Source organism: Rhodococcus sp. 05-339-2, from assembly GCF_002258965.1.
In the GTDB taxonomy this organism is placed as follows: Bacteria; Actinomycetota; Actinomycetes; order Mycobacteriales; family Mycobacteriaceae; genus Rhodococcoides.
Genome location: NZ_NOYW01000018.1, coordinates 382,025 through 398,767, shown reverse-complemented (window position 1 = coordinate 398,767; position 16,743 = coordinate 382,025). Strand labels below are relative to the sequence as shown.

Genomic DNA, 16,743 nt, shown 5'->3' with positions numbered 1-16,743 from the left:
TCGTCCTCGGTTACCGCGGCTGAGCGTGGTCGCGTGTATCAGTCCGGAGCACCGGTTCGGTGCCCAGAACACAGGAGTCGGCTTGAGTACCCCACACGCATCCACTACACCCGCTGGATCCGCCGAAGGCGGGGCGGCCGAGAACGGAATCGGCACCGCACGCGTCAAGCGAGGAATGGCCGAGATGCTCAAGGGCGGCGTCATCATGGACGTGGTCACCGCCGATCAGGCCAAGATCGCCGAGGACGCAGGAGCCGTGGCCGTCATGGCACTCGAGCGCGTCCCCGCCGACATTCGCGCGCAGGGCGGGGTGTCGCGAATGAGCGATCCCGACATGATCGACAGCATCATCTCCTCGGTCAGCATCCCGGTGATGGCGAAGGCCCGCATCGGCCACTTCGTCGAAGCGCAGATCCTGCAGAGCCTCGGCGTCGACTACATCGACGAGTCCGAGGTGCTCACCCCGGCCGACTACGCGAACCACATCGACAAGTGGAACTTCACCGTTCCTTTCGTCTGTGGTGCCACCAACCTCGGTGAGGCAATGCGCCGAATCACCGAGGGCGCGGCCATGATTCGCTCCAAGGGCGAGGCCGGAACCGGCGACGTCTCGAACGCGACGACGCACATGCGCAAGATCCGTGACGAGATCCGTCGCCTCACCTCGCTTCCCGAGGACGAGCTGTACGTGGCGGCGAAAGAACTGCAGGCTCCGTACGACCTCGTCGTCGAGGTCGCCCGGGCCGGCAAGTTGCCCGTCACCCTGTTCACCGCGGGCGGCATCGCCACTCCCGCAGACGCAGCGATGATGATGCAGCTCGGTGCCGAGGGCGTGTTCGTCGGATCGGGAATCTTCAAGTCCGGCAACCCCAAGGAACGCGCCGAGGCGATCGTCAAGGCCACCACGTTCTTCGACGACCCCGATGTGCTCGCCAAGGTCTCGCGCGGTCTCGGCGAGGCGATGGTCGGAATCAACGTCGACGACCTCCCCGTCGGACACCGTCTCGCCGAGCGCGGTTGGTGACGGTTTTCGATCAGTTGCGTTCGAGGGCCGGGCGGTCGGGATGGTCCCAGCGGACCAGGAAGTCCGGCCGCCCGGCCGCGTGGTCGAGGCCGTCGTAGTACTCGAGCAGCGGGGCGCAGGTCCACTGATCGTCGGCGCTCGTTCTGCGGCGTAATGCGCTGCCGGACAGGCGTAGATGCACCGACAGATCGACGTCCAATCCGCGGCCGAGCAGCATCGGTCCCGCGATCAGGACTATCTGATTCGTTGCTGCCGAGGCGCTGCGGGCTCGCGCCGAACGATCGGTGGCCTCATCCCACAGTCGCGGCAGGAAGTGACCTCCGCCACCGGGGCGTAGTGGGGCGATGACCTCTCTGACGAGGGCGTCGTAATCGAACCACAGTGTGCGATAGCTCAATTCGTCGGTGCGCGAGTACTCGAATCGAATGGACGCAGGTCGGACGTAGTCGTGAAGGTCGACGACGGCAGCCGGACGGCCCCGAGAGCGGGCGTGTTCGGCTGTGCGCGTTGCGAACTCGACCGGCCGCGCGGCATCCGCGCCGTCGATCACGACGATCGATCGGGCACCGTCCCGGCACGAATCGACAATCGACTCGACGAGAAGATCGGGAAATATCGGCATCGGTTGACCCACGCCGACCATCTTGCCTGGTCCGATCATTGTTAGCCTGAGCCGTTGTCACAGAAAGGTGGACACCAGCCATGGCCAGCATCGAGGACATTCTCGAATTGGAACGGATCGAGAACGACATCTATCGGGGACGGACCTTTCCTTCTCGGCTGCCCCGTACGTTCGGCGGTCAGGTGGCGGGCCAGGCGCTCGTTGCGGCGGTGCGCACGGTGGCCCCCGAGTTTCGTGTGCACTCGCTGCACGGCTACTTCCTGCGTCCGGGCAATCCGAACGAGCCGGCGGTGTTCATGGTGGATCGGATTCGCGACGGACGGTCTTTCTGCACCCGCCGCGTCACCGGCATTCAGCACGGCAAGGCGATCTTCACGATGTCCGCCTCGTTCCACGGCGACGACGACGGCATTTCGCACCAGGACGTCATGCCCGAGGTCGTCGGGCCGGACACCCTGCCCGATCCCACCACCCTCGCCGAGTACGACCACTCCTACTACAAGGAGTGGTCCGAGTGGGACATCCGTCTCATTCCCGAGGACCAGACCGTCAAGCATCCCAGTTTCGCTGCGCAACAACGTGTCTGGTTCCGCTACCGCGACACCTTGCCCGACGACCAGGTCTTCCACGTGTGTGCGCTGGCCTACATGAGCGACATGACGCTGCTCGGATCGGCCAAGGTTCCGCACCCGGACGCCGTCACTCAGACGGCCTCGCTCGATCACGCGCTGTGGTTCCTGCGGCCCTTCCGGGCCGACGAATGGTTGCTCTACGACCAGACGTCTCCGTCGGCAGATTTCGGGCGAGCGCTGACGCAGGGACGAATCTTCGACACGTCCGGCCGGTTGGTCGCCGCGGTGGTGCAAGAGGGGTTGATGCGTTTCGAGCGGGACCCCGACGCGCCCCATGTCGATCCCTTCGGCCGCAAGTGAGCGCTCCGACCATCGGTGTTCTCGCCCTGCAGGGCGACGTTCGCGAACAACTGGCTGCGCTCGAATCGAGCGGTGCACGCGGTGTCACGGTGCGTCGGCCCGCCGAGCTCGCGCAGATCGACGGACTGATCGTCCCCGGCGGGGAATCGACGACCATGAGCAACCTGCTCGGCGTGTTCGACCTTCTCGATCCACTGCGTGCTCGGTTGGCCGAGGGACTGCCCGCCTACGGTTCGTGCGCGGGCATGATTCTGCTGGCCTCCGAGATCCTCGACACCAGGCCCGACGCCCGGCATCTCGATGCGCTCGACATCACCGTCCGGCGAAACGCCTTCGGGCGTCAGGTCGATTCCTTCGAGACCGATCTCGATGTCACCGGCGTCGACGGCGGACCGGTGCGGGCGGTGTTCATTCGCGCGCCCTGGGTCGAGCGGGTGGGCGAGGAAGTCGAGGTGCTCGCCACCGTGCCGCACGGCCCGGCTGCCGGACGCGTGGTGGCCGTTCGCCAGAACTCCGTCATGGCGACGAGCTTCCATCCCGAGGTCACCGGGGACGATCGCGTTCACGCACTCTTCGTCGACATGGTGCGACGCCGCTAGAATCCCTCGGCGGTCGGTCGGTGCCGAGCGCGGTACCGGGCGAGTAAAGTCGACAACACTGATTTCGAGCAGGAAGGGGCCCTATCGCATGAGCGGCCACTCAAAATGGGCCACCACCAAGCACAAGAAGGCGGTGATCGACGCCCGACGCGGCAAGTCTTTCGCCAAGCTCATCAAGAATATCGAGGTGGCGGCCCGCACGGGTGGTGGTGACCCGACGGGCAATCCGACCTTGTACGACGCCATTCAGAAGGCGAAGAAGACGTCGGTCCCCAACGACAACATCGAGCGCGCGCGCAAGCGCGGAGCGGGCGAGGAAGCCGGCGGTGCCGACTGGCAGACCATCATGTACGAGGGCTACGGTCCCAACGGTGTCGCCATTCTGATCGAGTGCCTCACCGACAACCGCAACCGCGCCGCAGGCGAGGTACGCGTGGCGATGACCCGCAACGGTGGGAACATGGCCGATCCGGGATCGGTGTCCTACCTGTTCTCCCGTAAGGGCGTCGTCACCCTGGAGAAGAACGGGCAGAGCGAGGACGACGTGCTCATGGCCGTCCTCGAAGCCGGCGCCGAGGAAGTCAACGACAACGGCGATACGTTCGAGGTCGTCAGCGAGCCGACCGACCTGGTCGCGGTACGCACCGCGTTGCAGGAGGCCGGAATCGACTACGACTCGGCCGAGGCGAGCTTCCAGGCATCGGTCAACGTCCCGGTCGATGCGGACGGTGCCCGCAAGGTGTTCAAGCTCATCGATGCCCTCGAGGACAGCGACGACGTCCAGAACGTGTGGTCCAACGTCGACCTCTCCGACGAGGTCATGGCCGAGCTCGACGACGAGGACTGACGCCCCTCGCATCCGACGACGTGTTCGACCGGGTGTCGTATCCCTGATCCAGCGGTGGGCTCCGCTACGCTATCGAACAACAGTTCGTAAGCGGAAGGTGTGGTGGCGTGCGGGTGATGGGTGTCGACCCCGGTCTGACCAGGTGTGGGCTCAGTCTGATCGAGGGTGGTGTGGGCCGAACGGTGGTCGCCCTCGATGTCGATGTGGTGCGAACGCCCGCGGACATGGATCTGGCGCAGCGGTTGCTGGCGATTTCCGAGGCCGCGGAGTACTGGCTCGATACCCACAAGCCTTCGGTGGTGGCCATCGAGCGAGTCTTCGCCCAACACAACGTTCGTACGGCCATGGGTACGGCCCAGGCCGGTGGCGTCATCGCCCTCGCGGCGGCCAGACGCGGCATCGACGTCTGCTTTCACACTCCCAGTGAGGTCAAGGCCGCGGTCACGGGCAACGGCTCGGCCGACAAGGCTCAGGTGACCGCGATGGTGATGCGCATTCTCGGTCTGCAGACGGCACCGACTCCCGCCGACGCCGCCGACGCGCTTGCCCTCGGCATCTGTCATTGCTGGCGAGCGCCCATGATCGCCCGCATGGCCAAGGCCGAGGCCATGGCCGCCGAACAGAAACGCAAGTACGACGCTCGTCTGGCCGAGGAGCGCAAAGCTCGCGCCGTCGTGGCACGCAGGATCGAGAAAATGGCCAAGAAGGAGGCGGGCGCCCGATGATCGCGTCGATCAGGGGCTCGGTGTTCGACATCGCGCTCGATCACGCCGTGCTCGAGGCTGCGGGCGTCGGGTACCGCGTCAACGCCACCCCGGCCACGTTGGCCACTTTGCACCGGGGGAGCGAAGCGATTCTCCTGACGACCATGATCGTGCGCGAGGATTCGCAGACGCTGTACGGATTCCCCGACAAGGAGTCGCGTGAGCTGTTCGAGTTGCTCCTCACCGTGACCGGCGTCGGCCCGCGGATCGCCATGGCAACTCTTGCCGTACACGAGCCCGACGCACTGCGAACTGCGTTGGCCGACAGTGATATCGGAGCACTGACCAGGGTTCCCGGTATCGGTAAGCGCGGCGCGGAGAGAATGGTCGTCGAGCTGCGCGACAAGGTCGACGCAGTGGTCGGACGCGCAGGAAGCGCGGCCGTGCCGGGATCCGGAGTCGGCAACTCGATGCGAGACCAGATCGTCGAGGCGCTGATCGGTCTCGGATTCCCCGTGAAACAGGCCGAGGAAGCGACCGACGCGGTGCTCGCTCAGCAGCCCGAGGCCACGACGTCGACCGCGCTGAGGTCGGCGCTGGCATACCTCGGAAAGTCCAGGTAGGCCCGGGTGACCGAGGAAGATCGGTTCGCAGAATCCCAGGTGGGTGCGGACCCGATGTCCGACGACCTGGATGTCGAGACGAGTCTGCGTCCGAAGAACCTCACCGATTTCATCGGTCAACCCCGGGTGCGGGAGCAGCTCCAGCTCGTGTTGTCGGGCGCCAAGATGCGCGGCGGAACCCCCGATCACATCCTCATGTCCGGGCCGCCGGGCCTCGGCAAGACCAGCATGGCGATGATCATCGCCGCCGAGTTGGGAACCTCGCTGCGGCTCACGTCGGGTCCGGCGCTCGAGCGGGCAGGCGATCTCGCAGCGATGCTCAGCAACCTGGTCGAAGGCGACGTGCTGTTCATCGACGAGATCCATCGCATCGCTCGCCCGGCCGAGGAGATGCTGTATCTGGCGATGGAGGATTTCCGCGTCGACGTCATCGTCGGCAAGGGGCCGGGAGCGACGTCGATTCCACTCGAGGTCGCACCGTTCACCCTCGTCGGTGCCACCACCAGGTCGGGTGCGCTCACCGGACCGCTGCGCGACCGGTTCGGATTCGTGGCGCACATGGATTTCTACGAGCCGAACGAACTCGAGCGCATCCTCATGCGGTCCGCTGGAATCCTGGGTGTGCCGATCGATCGGGACGGATGCGCGGAGATCGCCGGGCGCTCGCGTGGCACTCCCCGTATCGCGAATCGATTGCTGCGCCGAGTCCGCGACTACGCGGACGTGCGCGGCGACGGCACCGTCACTCAGGACACCGCGAAGGCCGCCCTGGTGGTGTACGACGTCGACAAACTCGGGCTCGATCGACTCGACCGCGCCGTACTGAGCGCGCTCATCCGGAGCTTCGGCGGAGGGCCGGTGGGTGTGTCCACGCTGGCCGTCGCCGTCGGGGAGGAACCGTCGACGGTCGAGGAAGTGTGCGAGCCGTTCCTGGTACGTGCCGGAATGATCGCCCGTACCCCCCGCGGGCGCGTCGCGACCGCTGCTGCGTGGCAACACCTCGGTCTGACGCCGCCACCGGATCTCGCGGTGGGTGGAATTTCGGTCCGATCCTCGGAGGTCCAGCAGGGATTATTCGAATGAATCGGGCACAACAGGACACGAACGGACCGGACCGGTTCCAGGTAATGGCACACTGGGTAGCTGCGAGGCCCGCACCGGCGACGCTCTCGCACGAGACAATGACGTATTTCGAACCCGACTTCGAGGACTGACCTTCCGATGGATTTGCTGTTCCCGCTGCTGATCGTGGCACTTCTGGTACCGCTGTTTCTCAATGCGCGTCGACAGAAGAAGGTGTTGGCCAAGACAACGGAAATGCAGGACTCGCTGAAGATCGGTGACGAGGTGGTCACCACCGCAGGCCTGTACGCCCGAGTGGTCCTGGTCGAGGACGACACCATCGATCTGGAGATCGCCGACGGCGTGATCACCACCTGGTCGCGTGCAGTGGTACGTGAGGTTCTGCCCGACGACTCCGAGTTCGACGACACCGACCTCGACACCACCACCGAGTCGGACATCACGGCCCTCGGCTCGAACGACACCGCTGGACCGTCGCTGAGCAAGACGGACGTGAGTCGGCCGGACGAGACCATCGAGCAGACGTCGAAGAGGCTGGAAAAAGAGTGAGCAGGATGTGATCGAAACCGCTGTCGGAGACAGTATCCGGCAGCGGTTTTCTCTGCGGTGACCGATGTGGTGCACAATCGCACCGCTCATCGCCGACACATCGGGCCGCCAGGCCCTGCAGGAACCGACACTTTCATCGCCCAGAGGAGAAACACACACCGTGGCACCTTCCAGCGGACCGGTGCAACCCGCCCGCTATCTCGCCGTTTTCGCGGTGCTGATGGCAGCGGTGTACGCCATGGTCTTCTTCACCGGAGACAAAGACCCCTCGCCGAAGTTGGGAATCGACCTGCAGGGCGGCACGCGCGTGACACTCACCGCGCGGACACCCGACGGCAACGCGCCTACGCAGGACAGCCTGAAGCAGGCGCAGCAGATCATCGAGACTCGTGTCAACGGTCTCGGTGTCTCGGGCTCCGAGGTGGTCATCGACGGCGACAATCTCGTCATCACGGTGCCCGGCGACGACAGCTCCCAGGCGCGCACTCTCGGGCAGACCGCGCGACTGTTCATTCGACCGGTTCTGAGCTCGGTAGCTCCGTCGGCAGGCGAGGGAGCAGGTTCGCAGCAGGCCCCGGCCGCGCCGGTCGATCCTGCTGCACCGGCAGACCCTGCTGCTTCGGCCGATCCGGCTGCGCCCGCAGACCCGGCCACTCCGCAGAACCGGGTGTTCCCGGCGCAGGATCCGACCACGGTCGATCCGGCTCCCGCCCCCACCACCGATGCGCCCGCCACCGACGCACCGGCGGCAGACGATCCCGCCACCGACGCGACCCTGTCCGACGCCGAGCGCGCAGCGCAGGAGATCGCCGACGCCAAGACGCTCCGACAGAGCGAGGATCCGCAGATCCAGCAGCTGGCCATGCAGTCCCTCGATTGCAACGCCGCCGACCCGCTCGCAGGCAACGACGATCCGGCGCTTCCCCTGGTGGCGTGCTCGACCGACGGAACAGCGGTCTACCTGCTGGGTCCGACGATCATCGACGGCCAGCAAATAGCCGACGCGACCTCCGGCTTCGACAGTCAGCAGGCCCAGTTCCAGGTCAGCCTGACGTTCGACACGGACGGCTCGAACACCTGGGCCCAGTTCACCGCGGCCAATCTCCAGAAGCAGGCCGCGTTCGTACTGGACTCGAAGGTGATCAGTGCGCCGGTCATTCAGGGGGCCACCCCTGCAGGCAGCGCCACCTCGATCACCGGCAACTTCAACAACCAGACCGCGTCCGAGCTCGCCAACACCCTCAAGTACGGCTCCCTGCCGCTGTCCTTCGTGTCCTCCGAGGCCGAGACGGTGTCGGCAACGCTGGGCTTGGCCTCTCTGGAAGCCGGACTGCTGGCCGGTGCCATCGGACTGGCTCTGGTGCTGGTCTACTGCCTGCTCTACTACCGTGCCCTCGGGCTGCTCACTGCGCTGTCGTTGGCGCTGGCCGGTCTCGTCGTCTACGGAATCATCGTTTTGTTGGGTCGATGGATCAGCTTCACGCTCGACCTCGCCGGCATCGCCGGCCTGATCATCGGTATCGGCATGACCGCTGACTCGTTCGTCGTGTTCTTCGAGCGCATCAAGGACGAGATCCGGGAGGGCCGCAGCTTCCGATCGGCGGTTCCTCGCGGTTGGGCACGCGCACGCAAGACGATCCTGTCGGGCAATGCGGTCAGCTTCATCGCCGCCGCAGTGCTCTACGTGTTGGCCGTCGGTCAGGTCCGCGGCTTCGCGTTCACCCTCGGGCTCACGACGATCCTGGACATCATCGTCGTGGTGCTGGTGACGTGGCCGCTGGTGTACCTGGCGTCGAAATCCACGTTCTGGTCCAAGCCGTCCGTCAACGGTCTCGGTGCCGTCCAGCAGATCGCGCTCGAACGCAAGCGCGCAGCCAACAAGGCACTCGCCGTCAAGACCGGCGCTGCGCCGTCGAAGGAGGCATGACATGTCGGACACGACCACGTCGACCCCATCGCCCCTCGACGACTCGGGTGTCGATCAATCCGCCCAGCCCAAGCACAGCTGGTTGTCCAGGCTGTACACCGGTACCGGTGCCTTCGACATCGTCGGTCGTCGCCGGTTCTACTACATCCTCACCGGCGTCATCGTGCTGGTGTGCCTGCTGAGCTTCGTCGTCCGCGGCTTCACCCTCGGTATCGATTTCGAGGGCGGAACCCGGATCGCGCTGCCCGCGGCCGACAACATCACCACCGAGCAGGTCGAAACCGTGTACGACGACTCGCTCGGCATGCCGCCGGTGTCGGTGCAGACCGTCGGTTCGGGTGCCGCAGCAACGGTGCAGATTCGCTCCGAAGCACTCGACCCAGCCGAAGTGGACACCCTTCGCCAGGCGTTGTTCGAGGCATTCCAGCCGCAGGACAACTCCGGTACCGCGACCCCCAACGCCATCAGTGTGTCCGACGTCAGTGAGACGTGGGGTAGCCAGATCACCCAGAAAGCCCTGATCGCTCTCGTGGTCTTCCTGGTGATCGTCAGCATCTACATCGGTGTCCGATACGAGCGAGACATGGCGTTGGCGGCGCTGGCCGCCCTGGCATTCGACCTCCTCGTGACCGCAGGCGTGTACTCGCTCGTCGGGTTCGAGGTGACGCCTGCAACCGTGATCGGCCTGTTGACGATCCTCGGTTTCTCTCTGTACGACTCGGTGGTGGTGTTCGACAAGGTCGAGGAAAACACTCGCGGCATCCTCAACCTGCATCGCAAGACGTACGCCGAACAGGCCAACCTGGCCGTCAACCAGACCCTGATGCGCTCGATCAACACCACCGTGATCGGTGTCCTCCCGGTGATCGCACTGATGATCATCGCGGTGTGGCTGCTCGGTGTGGGCACGCTGAAGGACCTGGCTCTGGTACAGCTGGTCGGCATGATCGTCGGTGCCTACTCGTCGATCTTCTTCGCCACTCCGTTGCTGGTGACGCTCAAGGAGAAGTGGGGTCCCGTCGCAGTTCACACGCGCAAGGTCCACTTCAAGCGCGCCGAAGCGGCAGCTCGTGCCGCAGGCCACGCTCCGGAACCGGTGGCCGTCGGTGTGGCCGTCCCGAAGGCGTCGGCTCCGCAGCCGGGCAACCGGCCCACCGGAAAGCGAAACAAGAAGCGACGGTAGATGTCCATCCTCGACAGGGACGGAGTGTGCACGTGAAACGACGGTGGAGCGCGGCACTGGTAGCAGCGAGTGTCGGTGCGGTGTCCATCACTGCGTGCTCGTCGCCCGAAGACAAGGTGCCCTCGATCGGCTATTCGTTCGACAACGTGGTCGACACCTACAACGCGAGAACCGTCGACGGCGCGGCGTCGGGAGCCCGGCAGGCGTTCACTCGGGTGCAGGTGGGCTTCAGCTATCTCGGGCCCGAGGGAGACGCGTTGTCGGACAACGACATCGGAACCGTGTCCGTGGTTCCCGGCGACACCCTGACCGTGCAGTACTCCATCGCCCCCGCGGCGACGTACTCGGACGGTGCGCCGATGGCCTGTGACGATCTGGTGTTGGCGTGGGCGGCTAACAGTGGAAAGTTCGCCACCGACCGCCCCCTGTTCGACGCGGCGTCGACGGCCGGGTACTCCGACATCGAGCGCATCGATTGCGTCCCGGGGGCCAAGGAAGCGACGGTCGTCTTCGCGTCCGGCCGCAGCTACCAGAACTGGCGTGCCCTGTTCGGAGCCACCGACCTGCTACCGGCACATGTCGCGGCTCGAGCAGCGGGCGTGCCGAACGTCGTCGATCCCATCCTGGCCGAGGACGACGACGTGGTGACCCGTATCGCCGACTTCTGGAACACCGGCTGGACTCTGACACCGGGCTCGATCGACCTCGCGCTACTGCCCTCGGCCGGCCCCTACCGCATCGAGTCCTACACCGCCGAGGACGGTCTCGTGCTCGTGGCGAACGACGCCTGGTGGGGAAACCCACCCCAGACCCAGCAGGTGGTCGTCTGGCCGAAGGGCACCGACCTGGCCGCGAAGTCCGCGGACGGATCGTTGGACGTGATCGACCACGGTGCCGGTGCCGTCGACCTCGGGACCACCGAGGGATTCACGACGACCCAGGAACCGTCGCGGGGCGTCGAGCAGTTGACGTTCGCCACCCAGGGGGTGCTGGCCGATGCGAGTGCTCGTCGAGCAGTGGCCGCGTGCATCCCGCGGTCGGACCTGTTCGACACTCTGGGTCACCCCGGTTTCGAGGCGGAGGCCGCGGGTCTGGGTTCGGGCGTCGTCGACTCTCGTCTCGTCCAGCCCGACACGCTCGAGTATCCGTCGGTCGCAACGGTGGTGGGCGATCGATACCAGCGCTCGGACCTGGACCAGGCGAGCCGAGAACTCGAGGCTGCGGGCGAGAATGCTCTGACCGTTCGTGTCGGTTACCGGGGACCGGACGCGCGCCGCGCCCAGGTGGTGAGTCGCATGGCTGCCGATTGCGCGGCTGCGGGCATCACCGTCGAGGACGCGAGCTCACCGGACTTCACACCGTCCGCACTGCGCGCCGGGGCTGTCGACGCCGTGCTCGGTAGCAGCGGATCCCTTCCCGGACCGTCGGGTTCTGCCGCTGCGGTCACCGCACGGTATTCGTTGCGGACGGGAATCGGCCTGAACGTCGGCGGATACAGCAACGGCAGGATCGATTCCATCGTCGATCAGTTGGCGGTGACCGACGATCCCGAGCGAGTGCTGGCTCTGGCCACCGAGGGTGAGAACATCCTGTGGAACGACATGCCGTCGCTTCCCCTGTACAACGAGCCACGGACCACCGTCGTCAGCGACGGCATGCAGGACGTGGTGCCCAACCCGACGGCCGCAGGTGCCGGTTGGAACATGGATCGGTGGGTGCTTCTTCGATGAACGACGTGGACGAGCGAGCGGGTGCTGCCGCCGCGGTGACCAGGCTGACGCGGTGGGTCGAGGACTTCCCCGTCGCGGGCGTTCGCTTCGGCGATCTGACGCCGGTGTTCGCGGACGGACCGGCGTTACGCAGTGTCGTGTCGGAGCTGGCGCAGGGTTTCGAGGGCGTCGACCTGGTGGCGGGTATCGATGCACGGGGGTTCCTGCTCGGTGCCGGAGTTGCCCTCGAACTCGGGTGCGGTGTGCTGGCGGTGCGCAAGGCGGGCAAGCTGCCGCCTCCGGTGCATTCACGGTCGTACGAACTCGAGTACGGAACCGCCGCACTGCAGATCCCGACTGCGATCGACGTGGCCGGAAAACGAGTGCTCGTGGTCGACGACGTGCTGGCGACCGGCGGTACCGTCGATGCAACGGCTCGGTTGTTGACCGAGCAGGGAGCGGTGATCGTCGGTGCCGCTGTCGTTCTCGAGATCGCCGTTCTGGGCGGGCGCGACAAGTGCAGTGGCTACCCGCTCGGCTGCCTGGTTCGAGTATGAGGACTAAAGTCTCTGTCACAATGCGTTGACGTTTCGACGACAGCGCGGAATGTGTGGCAGGAGGTGATGAGAGTGACCCGATACATCGATCAACCCTTGCCCGACGGGCCTGCCGTCCCCGAGCGGCCCGTAGTTGCCGATCGGACCGGAGTTACCGATCGGACCGGAGTCGACGTCGTCACGACCGACGAGTCCGCGTCCGGTGGTGTCCGCCCGGCCGTCGACGCTCCGGTTCCTCACGGCCCGGTTCCCCACGATCCGGCGGCGACCGATTCGCAGGCTCCGTCCGGAACCCGTAATTCGGCACCCGTTCCCACCTCCGCGTCGAGGCGGGTCCGCGCACGCCTGGCGCGCCGCATCACCGCTGGGCGCAGCGCGGCGGTCAAACCGGTGCTCGAGCCACTCGTCAGCCTGCACCGTGAGCTCTATCCCAAGGCAGACCTGACGCTGCTGCAGCGGGCCTACGACGTTGCCGACGAGCTGCACGCCTCGCAGATGCGCAAGTCCGGCGATCCCTACATCACGCATCCGCTCGCCGTGGCCAACATTCTGGCCGAGCTGGGGATGGACACGACAACGCTGGTTGCAGCTCTGCTGCACGACACGGTCGAGGACACCGGATACTCGCTCGCCAAGCTGACCGAGGAGTTCGGCGACGAGGTGTCCCATCTCGTGGACGGGGTGACCAAGCTCGACAAGGTCGTGCTCGGAACCGCAGCCGAGGGCGAAACGATCCGCAAGATGATCATCGCGATGGCGCGAGATCCGCGGGTGTTGGTCATCAAGGTCGCCGACCGGTTGCACAACATGCGCACCATGCGGTTCCTGCCCCCGGAGAAGCAGGCGCGCAAGGCCAAGGAGACGTTGGAAGTCATTGCGCCGCTTGCCCATCGGCTCGGAATGGCCACGGTCAAGTGGGAGCTCGAAGACCTGGCGTTCGCGATTCTTCATCCCAAGAAGTACGACGAGATCGTGCGGCTCGTCGCCGATCGGGCACCGTCCCGCGACACCTACCTCGAGAAGGTTCGGGCCGAGATCAACGCGACGCTCGCCGCGTCGAGAATCAGCGCGGTCGTCGAGGGTCGCCCGAAGCACTACTGGTCGATCTACCAGAAGATGATCGTCAAGGGTCGCGACTTCGACGACATCCACGACCTCGTGGGCGTCCGAATTCTGTGCGACGAGATCCGTGACTGTTACGCCGCTGTCGGCGTGGTGCATTCGCTGTGGCAGCCGATGGCGGGCCGTTTCAAGGATTACATCGCGCAGCCGCGTTACGGCGTCTATCAGTCGCTGCACACCACGGTGATCGGACCGGAGGGCAAGCCCCTCGAGGTGCAGATTCGTACGCGCGACATGCATCGCACAGCCGAGTTCGGCATCGCGGCACACTGGCGGTACAAGGAGACCAAGGGCAAGCACTCGCAGGACAACGCCGAGGTCGACGACATGGCGTGGATGCGCCAGTTGCTCGACTGGCAGCGAGAAGCCGCCGATCCGGGGGAGTTCCTCGAATCGCTGCGCTACGACCTCGCGGTCAAGGAGATCTTCGTCTTCACCCCCAAGGGCGACGTCGTCACCCTGCCTGCCGGATCGTGCCCGGTCGACTTCGCGTACGCCGTGCACACCGAAGTGGGACATCGCTGCATCGGCGCGCGGGTCAACGGTCGACTCGTCGCACTGGAACGAACACTCGACAACGGTGAAGTGGTCGAGGTGTTCACCTCGAAAGCTGCCACCGCAGGCCCGAGTCGGGACTGGCAGGGATTCGTCGCCTCACCGCGAGCCAAGACCAAGATTCGCCAGTGGTTCGCCAAGGAGCGTCGCGAGGAAGCCCTGGAGGCAGGCAAGGACGGCATCGCCAAAGAGGTCCGTCGAGGCGGACTTCCCCTGCAGCGCTTGATGAATGCCGAGTCCATGTCGGCGATCGCGCACGAGCTACGGTACGTCGACGTCTCCGCTCTCTACACCGCGGTCGGCGAGAATCACGTATCCGCTCGCCACGTGGTGCAGCGGTTGGTCGCCCATCTCGGTGGCGTCGGCGACGTCGAGGAAGAGCTCGCCGAGCGGTCGACACCGTCGACCATTCCCACTCGACCCCGTCAGGTCGGCGACGCGGGCGTGCTGGTCACCGGTGCCGAGGGCGTCGTCGCGAAACTCGCGAAGTGCTGTACGCCGGTGCCGGGAGACGAGATCCTCGGATTCGTCACCCGTGGTGGATCGGTGAGTGTCCACCGCACCGACTGCACCAACGCGCGATCGCTGGAAGAGCAGTCCGAGCGGTTCATCGAGGTTCAGTGGGCACCGTCGGCGTCCTCGGTGTTCCTGGTCGCCATCCAGATCGAGGCACTGGACCGTCACCGACTGCTCTCCGACGTCACCAAAGCGCTCGCCGACGAGCGAGTCAACATTCTCTCGGCATCGGTTGCCACGTCCGGGGACCGGGTGGCGATCAGCAAGTTCACGTTCGAGATGGGTGACCCGAAGCACCTCGGGCACGTGCTGAACGTTGTGCGCAACGTCGAGGGCGTGTACGACGTGTACCGGCTGACGTCGGCCGCCTGAGCGGGCCGGAGAACGACGAGAGGGTGAGCAGAGGATCTCTGCTCACCCTCTCGTCGTTCGATCGGAGCTACACCGTTGCCGATTCCACGATCACCGGAGTCGCCGGTGCGCCGTCTTCCGAGCCACCGGTCACCCCGCCCGCTGCGATGGCGTCCAGGGTTTGCAGACCGGCGTCCGAGATGGTGCCGAACACCGTGTATTGCGGCGGCAGCACCGAATCGGCGTACACCAGGAAGAACTGGCTGCCGTTGGTGTCGGGGCCGGCATTGGCCATCGCCAGCGTTCCGCGGGGGTAGACCACCGGGTTCTCGGCCTGCGCCGGATCGTCCGTGTACGCGGTGGTGGGGTACTCGTTGGCGAAGGTGTATCCCGGTCCGCCTCGACCGGAACCGGACGGGTCACCGCACTGCAGTACCTCGAGGCCCGGTGACGTCGTCAGTCGGTGACAGGGTGAGCCGTCGAAGTACCCCTGCTCGACGAGGCTCACGACACTGTTGACCGTGCACGGTGCTGGTGTCCGGTCCAGTGTGATGCCGATCGGACCTGCAGTGGTGGACAACGTCACATCGACGGTTCCGTACACGTCGACGTTGTCGGTAGCCGGAGCGGTGACCTGCTTGACGGCCGGAGACTGCTCCGGATACGAGCAGGAGACCGTGTCGGTCGTCGGCTGCGGCACGGGCGGCAGAGCCCCGAAACGGGACAGATCGAGTGCAGGCCGCGGCGCGGGTGCCTCGGTTGTCGTGGTGGTCGTCGACGACGGCGTGGTGGCCGGCGCAGCTGCCGGTTCGGCCGAACCGGAACACCCTGCGAGAACCAGCGCGGTGGCCGAGATCGCGATCGTCAGAGCCGAGGTGCGGTTCACAGGTCGCTCAACATGGTCGTGATGTCGACCGGTTCGGCGGGGGCTCCATCGGACGCGCCGCCTTCGACTCCCTTGGCCGCGATGGCGTCGAGGGTGGCGAGTCCGGTCTCGTCGATGGTGCCGAACGCGGTGTAGGCGGGCGGCAGTTCGGAATCGCCGTAGACGAGGAAGAACTGGCTGCCGTTGGTTCCCGGGCCCGCATTGGCCATGGCCAACGTTCCACGTGGGTAGGAGATCGGGGTCTGCGCAGCAGGGTCGCCTTCGGCGAACGTATCGGTGGGGAATTCGTCGGCGAACTGGTAGCCCGGCCCGCCGGAGCCGGTGCCGGTGGGATCGCCGCACTGGAGAACCTGCAGACCCGCGCCCGTGGTGAGTCGATGGCAGGTGGTGCCGTCGAAGTAACCCTGATTGGCGAGCGAGACGAAACTGTTGACCGTGCAGGGAGACTCGGGGTTGTTCAGCGTCAGACCGATGTTTCCCGCAGTCGTGGTCATGCTGTAGCTCAGCGGCTCGTCGCTGGTCGGCACGTTGTCGGTGCGCGGGGGAGTGTTCGGCTTGGCCGCAGGCCCCGCCGCGGCGGGGTAGGAGCAGTTCACCGTCTCGGGCAACGGCTCGGTGCGTCCGGCTGCGATGATCGAATCGGCGGGTGCCGACGTCGAGGATTCCTGGGCGGTACTGGCATCGTCGTCACCGCGGGTCACCACGAACACGACCGAGACGACGGCCACCACCGCAACGACGCCGAGAATGGAACCGGCGATCGTCAATTGCTTACGACGCCGGGCTCGTTCGGCACGGCGTACGAGTTGGCGTTCGAGCTTTCGTTTGGCAGCCTCGCGCCGTTGCTCGTTGCTGGGCAATTCGTGTTCCTCCCGCTTGTCGAAAAACGACCTCGCCCGCTCGCTGCACGGACCGATCGTGTGGTAACCGGCCGAGAATCGGCCAACGCGAGTT

At 65.8% G+C, this 16,743-nt stretch carries 16 protein-coding genes; 13 read left to right on the top strand and 3 right to left on the bottom strand.

All coding sequences use genetic code 11. The annotated features are described in order from the left end of the window. Window positions 1–82 precede the first annotated feature (82 nt). A complete protein-coding gene (gene pdxS, locus CH273_RS19530; protein WP_082073976.1) occupies window positions 83–1,024 on the top strand; it encodes a pyridoxal 5'-phosphate synthase lyase subunit PdxS in 942 nt (313 codons plus the stop codon). A gap of 10 nt (window positions 1,025–1,034) precedes the next feature. On the opposite strand, the gene CH273_RS19525 is transcribed toward pdxS, so the two are convergent. Further along, complete coding sequence (locus CH273_RS19525) at window positions 1,035–1,685, bottom strand: nucleoside/nucleotide kinase family protein (protein ID WP_230597014.1); 651 nt, start codon at window positions 1,683–1,685, stop codon at window positions 1,035–1,037. Between the two features lie 41 nt (window positions 1,686–1,726). Between CH273_RS19525 and CH273_RS19520 the strand changes: the two genes are divergently transcribed. From CH273_RS19520 to CH273_RS19465, 12 genes are all read left to right on the top strand, one after another. Continuing rightward, entirely contained in the window at window positions 1,727–2,578 is an 852-nt protein-coding gene (locus CH273_RS19520; RefSeq protein WP_032397958.1) for an acyl-CoA thioesterase, read from the top strand. After that, window positions 2,575–3,177, top strand: coding sequence for a pyridoxal 5'-phosphate synthase glutaminase subunit PdxT (gene pdxT / locus CH273_RS19515; protein WP_032397959.1), 603 nt, complete (start codon window positions 2,575–2,577; stop codon window positions 3,175–3,177). Before CH273_RS19520 ends, pdxT begins: the two co-directional genes overlap by 4 nt. 88 nt (window positions 3,178–3,265) lie before the next feature. Next, a complete protein-coding gene (locus CH273_RS19510; RefSeq protein WP_032397960.1) occupies window positions 3,266–4,024 on the top strand; it encodes a YebC/PmpR family DNA-binding transcriptional regulator in 759 nt (252 codons plus the stop codon). A 107-nt stretch (window positions 4,025–4,131) separates the two neighbouring features. Then, the gene (gene ruvC, locus CH273_RS19505) at window positions 4,132–4,749 is read left to right on the top strand and encodes a crossover junction endodeoxyribonuclease RuvC (RefSeq protein ID WP_032397961.1); all 618 of its coding nucleotides are present in this window, start codon (window positions 4,132–4,134) and stop codon (window positions 4,747–4,749) included. Beyond that, complete coding sequence (gene ruvA / locus CH273_RS19500) at window positions 4,746–5,351, top strand: Holliday junction branch migration protein RuvA (RefSeq protein ID WP_032397962.1); 606 nt, start codon at window positions 4,746–4,748, stop codon at window positions 5,349–5,351. Before ruvC ends, ruvA begins: the two co-directional genes overlap by 4 nt. A 54-nt stretch (window positions 5,352–5,405) precedes the next feature. Further along, on the top strand, window positions 5,406–6,434 hold the full coding sequence (ruvB, locus tag CH273_RS19495; RefSeq protein ID WP_045199784.1) for a Holliday junction branch migration DNA helicase RuvB: 1,029 nt from the start codon (window positions 5,406–5,408) through the stop codon (window positions 6,432–6,434). 138 nt (window positions 6,435–6,572) lie between these two features. After that, window positions 6,573–6,983 (top strand): preprotein translocase subunit YajC, encoded by a 411-nt coding sequence (yajC, locus tag CH273_RS19490; RefSeq protein WP_032397964.1) that lies wholly within the window; start codon window positions 6,573–6,575, stop codon window positions 6,981–6,983. Between the two features lie 160 nt (window positions 6,984–7,143). Beyond that, on the top strand, window positions 7,144–8,910 hold the full coding sequence (gene secD / locus CH273_RS19485) for a protein translocase subunit SecD (protein ID WP_032397965.1): 1,767 nt from the start codon (window positions 7,144–7,146) through the stop codon (window positions 8,908–8,910). A 1-nt stretch (window position 8,911) separates the two neighbouring features. Beyond that, window positions 8,912–10,093, top strand: a complete 1,182-nt coding sequence (gene secF, locus CH273_RS19480; protein ID WP_032397966.1) for a protein translocase subunit SecF — start codon at window positions 8,912–8,914, stop codon at window positions 10,091–10,093. 26 nt (window positions 10,094–10,119) lie between these two features. After that, window positions 10,120–11,823: an ABC transporter substrate-binding protein gene (locus CH273_RS19475; RefSeq protein WP_032397967.1), complete on the top strand. Its 1,704-nt coding sequence runs from the start codon at window positions 10,120–10,122 to the stop codon at window positions 11,821–11,823. Between the two features lie 5 nt (window positions 11,824–11,828). After that, window positions 11,829–12,359 carry an adenine phosphoribosyltransferase gene (locus tag CH273_RS19470; RefSeq protein ID WP_371828406.1) on the top strand — a complete coding sequence of 177 codons (531 nt, stop codon included), beginning with the start codon at window positions 11,829–11,831 and terminating at the stop codon, window positions 12,357–12,359. Window positions 12,360–12,431: 72 nt separating this feature from the next. Next, window positions 12,432–14,924 carry a RelA/SpoT family protein gene (locus tag CH273_RS19465; RefSeq protein WP_179273203.1) on the top strand — a complete coding sequence of 831 codons (2,493 nt, stop codon included), beginning with the start codon at window positions 12,432–12,434 and terminating at the stop codon, window positions 14,922–14,924. A 67-nt stretch (window positions 14,925–14,991) separates the two neighbouring features. Here the strand turns inward: CH273_RS19465 and CH273_RS19460 are convergent, their stop codons facing one another. Together CH273_RS19460 and CH273_RS19455 are read right to left on the bottom strand one after the other, a co-directional pair. Further along, window positions 14,992–15,789 (bottom strand): peptidylprolyl isomerase, encoded by a 798-nt coding sequence (locus tag CH273_RS19460; protein WP_045195339.1) that lies wholly within the window; start codon window positions 15,787–15,789, stop codon window positions 14,992–14,994. Beyond that, a complete protein-coding gene (locus CH273_RS19455) occupies window positions 15,786–16,649 on the bottom strand; it encodes a peptidylprolyl isomerase (RefSeq protein ID WP_032397969.1) in 864 nt (287 codons plus the stop codon). Before CH273_RS19455 ends, CH273_RS19460 begins: the two co-directional genes overlap by 4 nt. Between the last annotated feature and the right edge of the window lie 94 nt (window positions 16,650–16,743).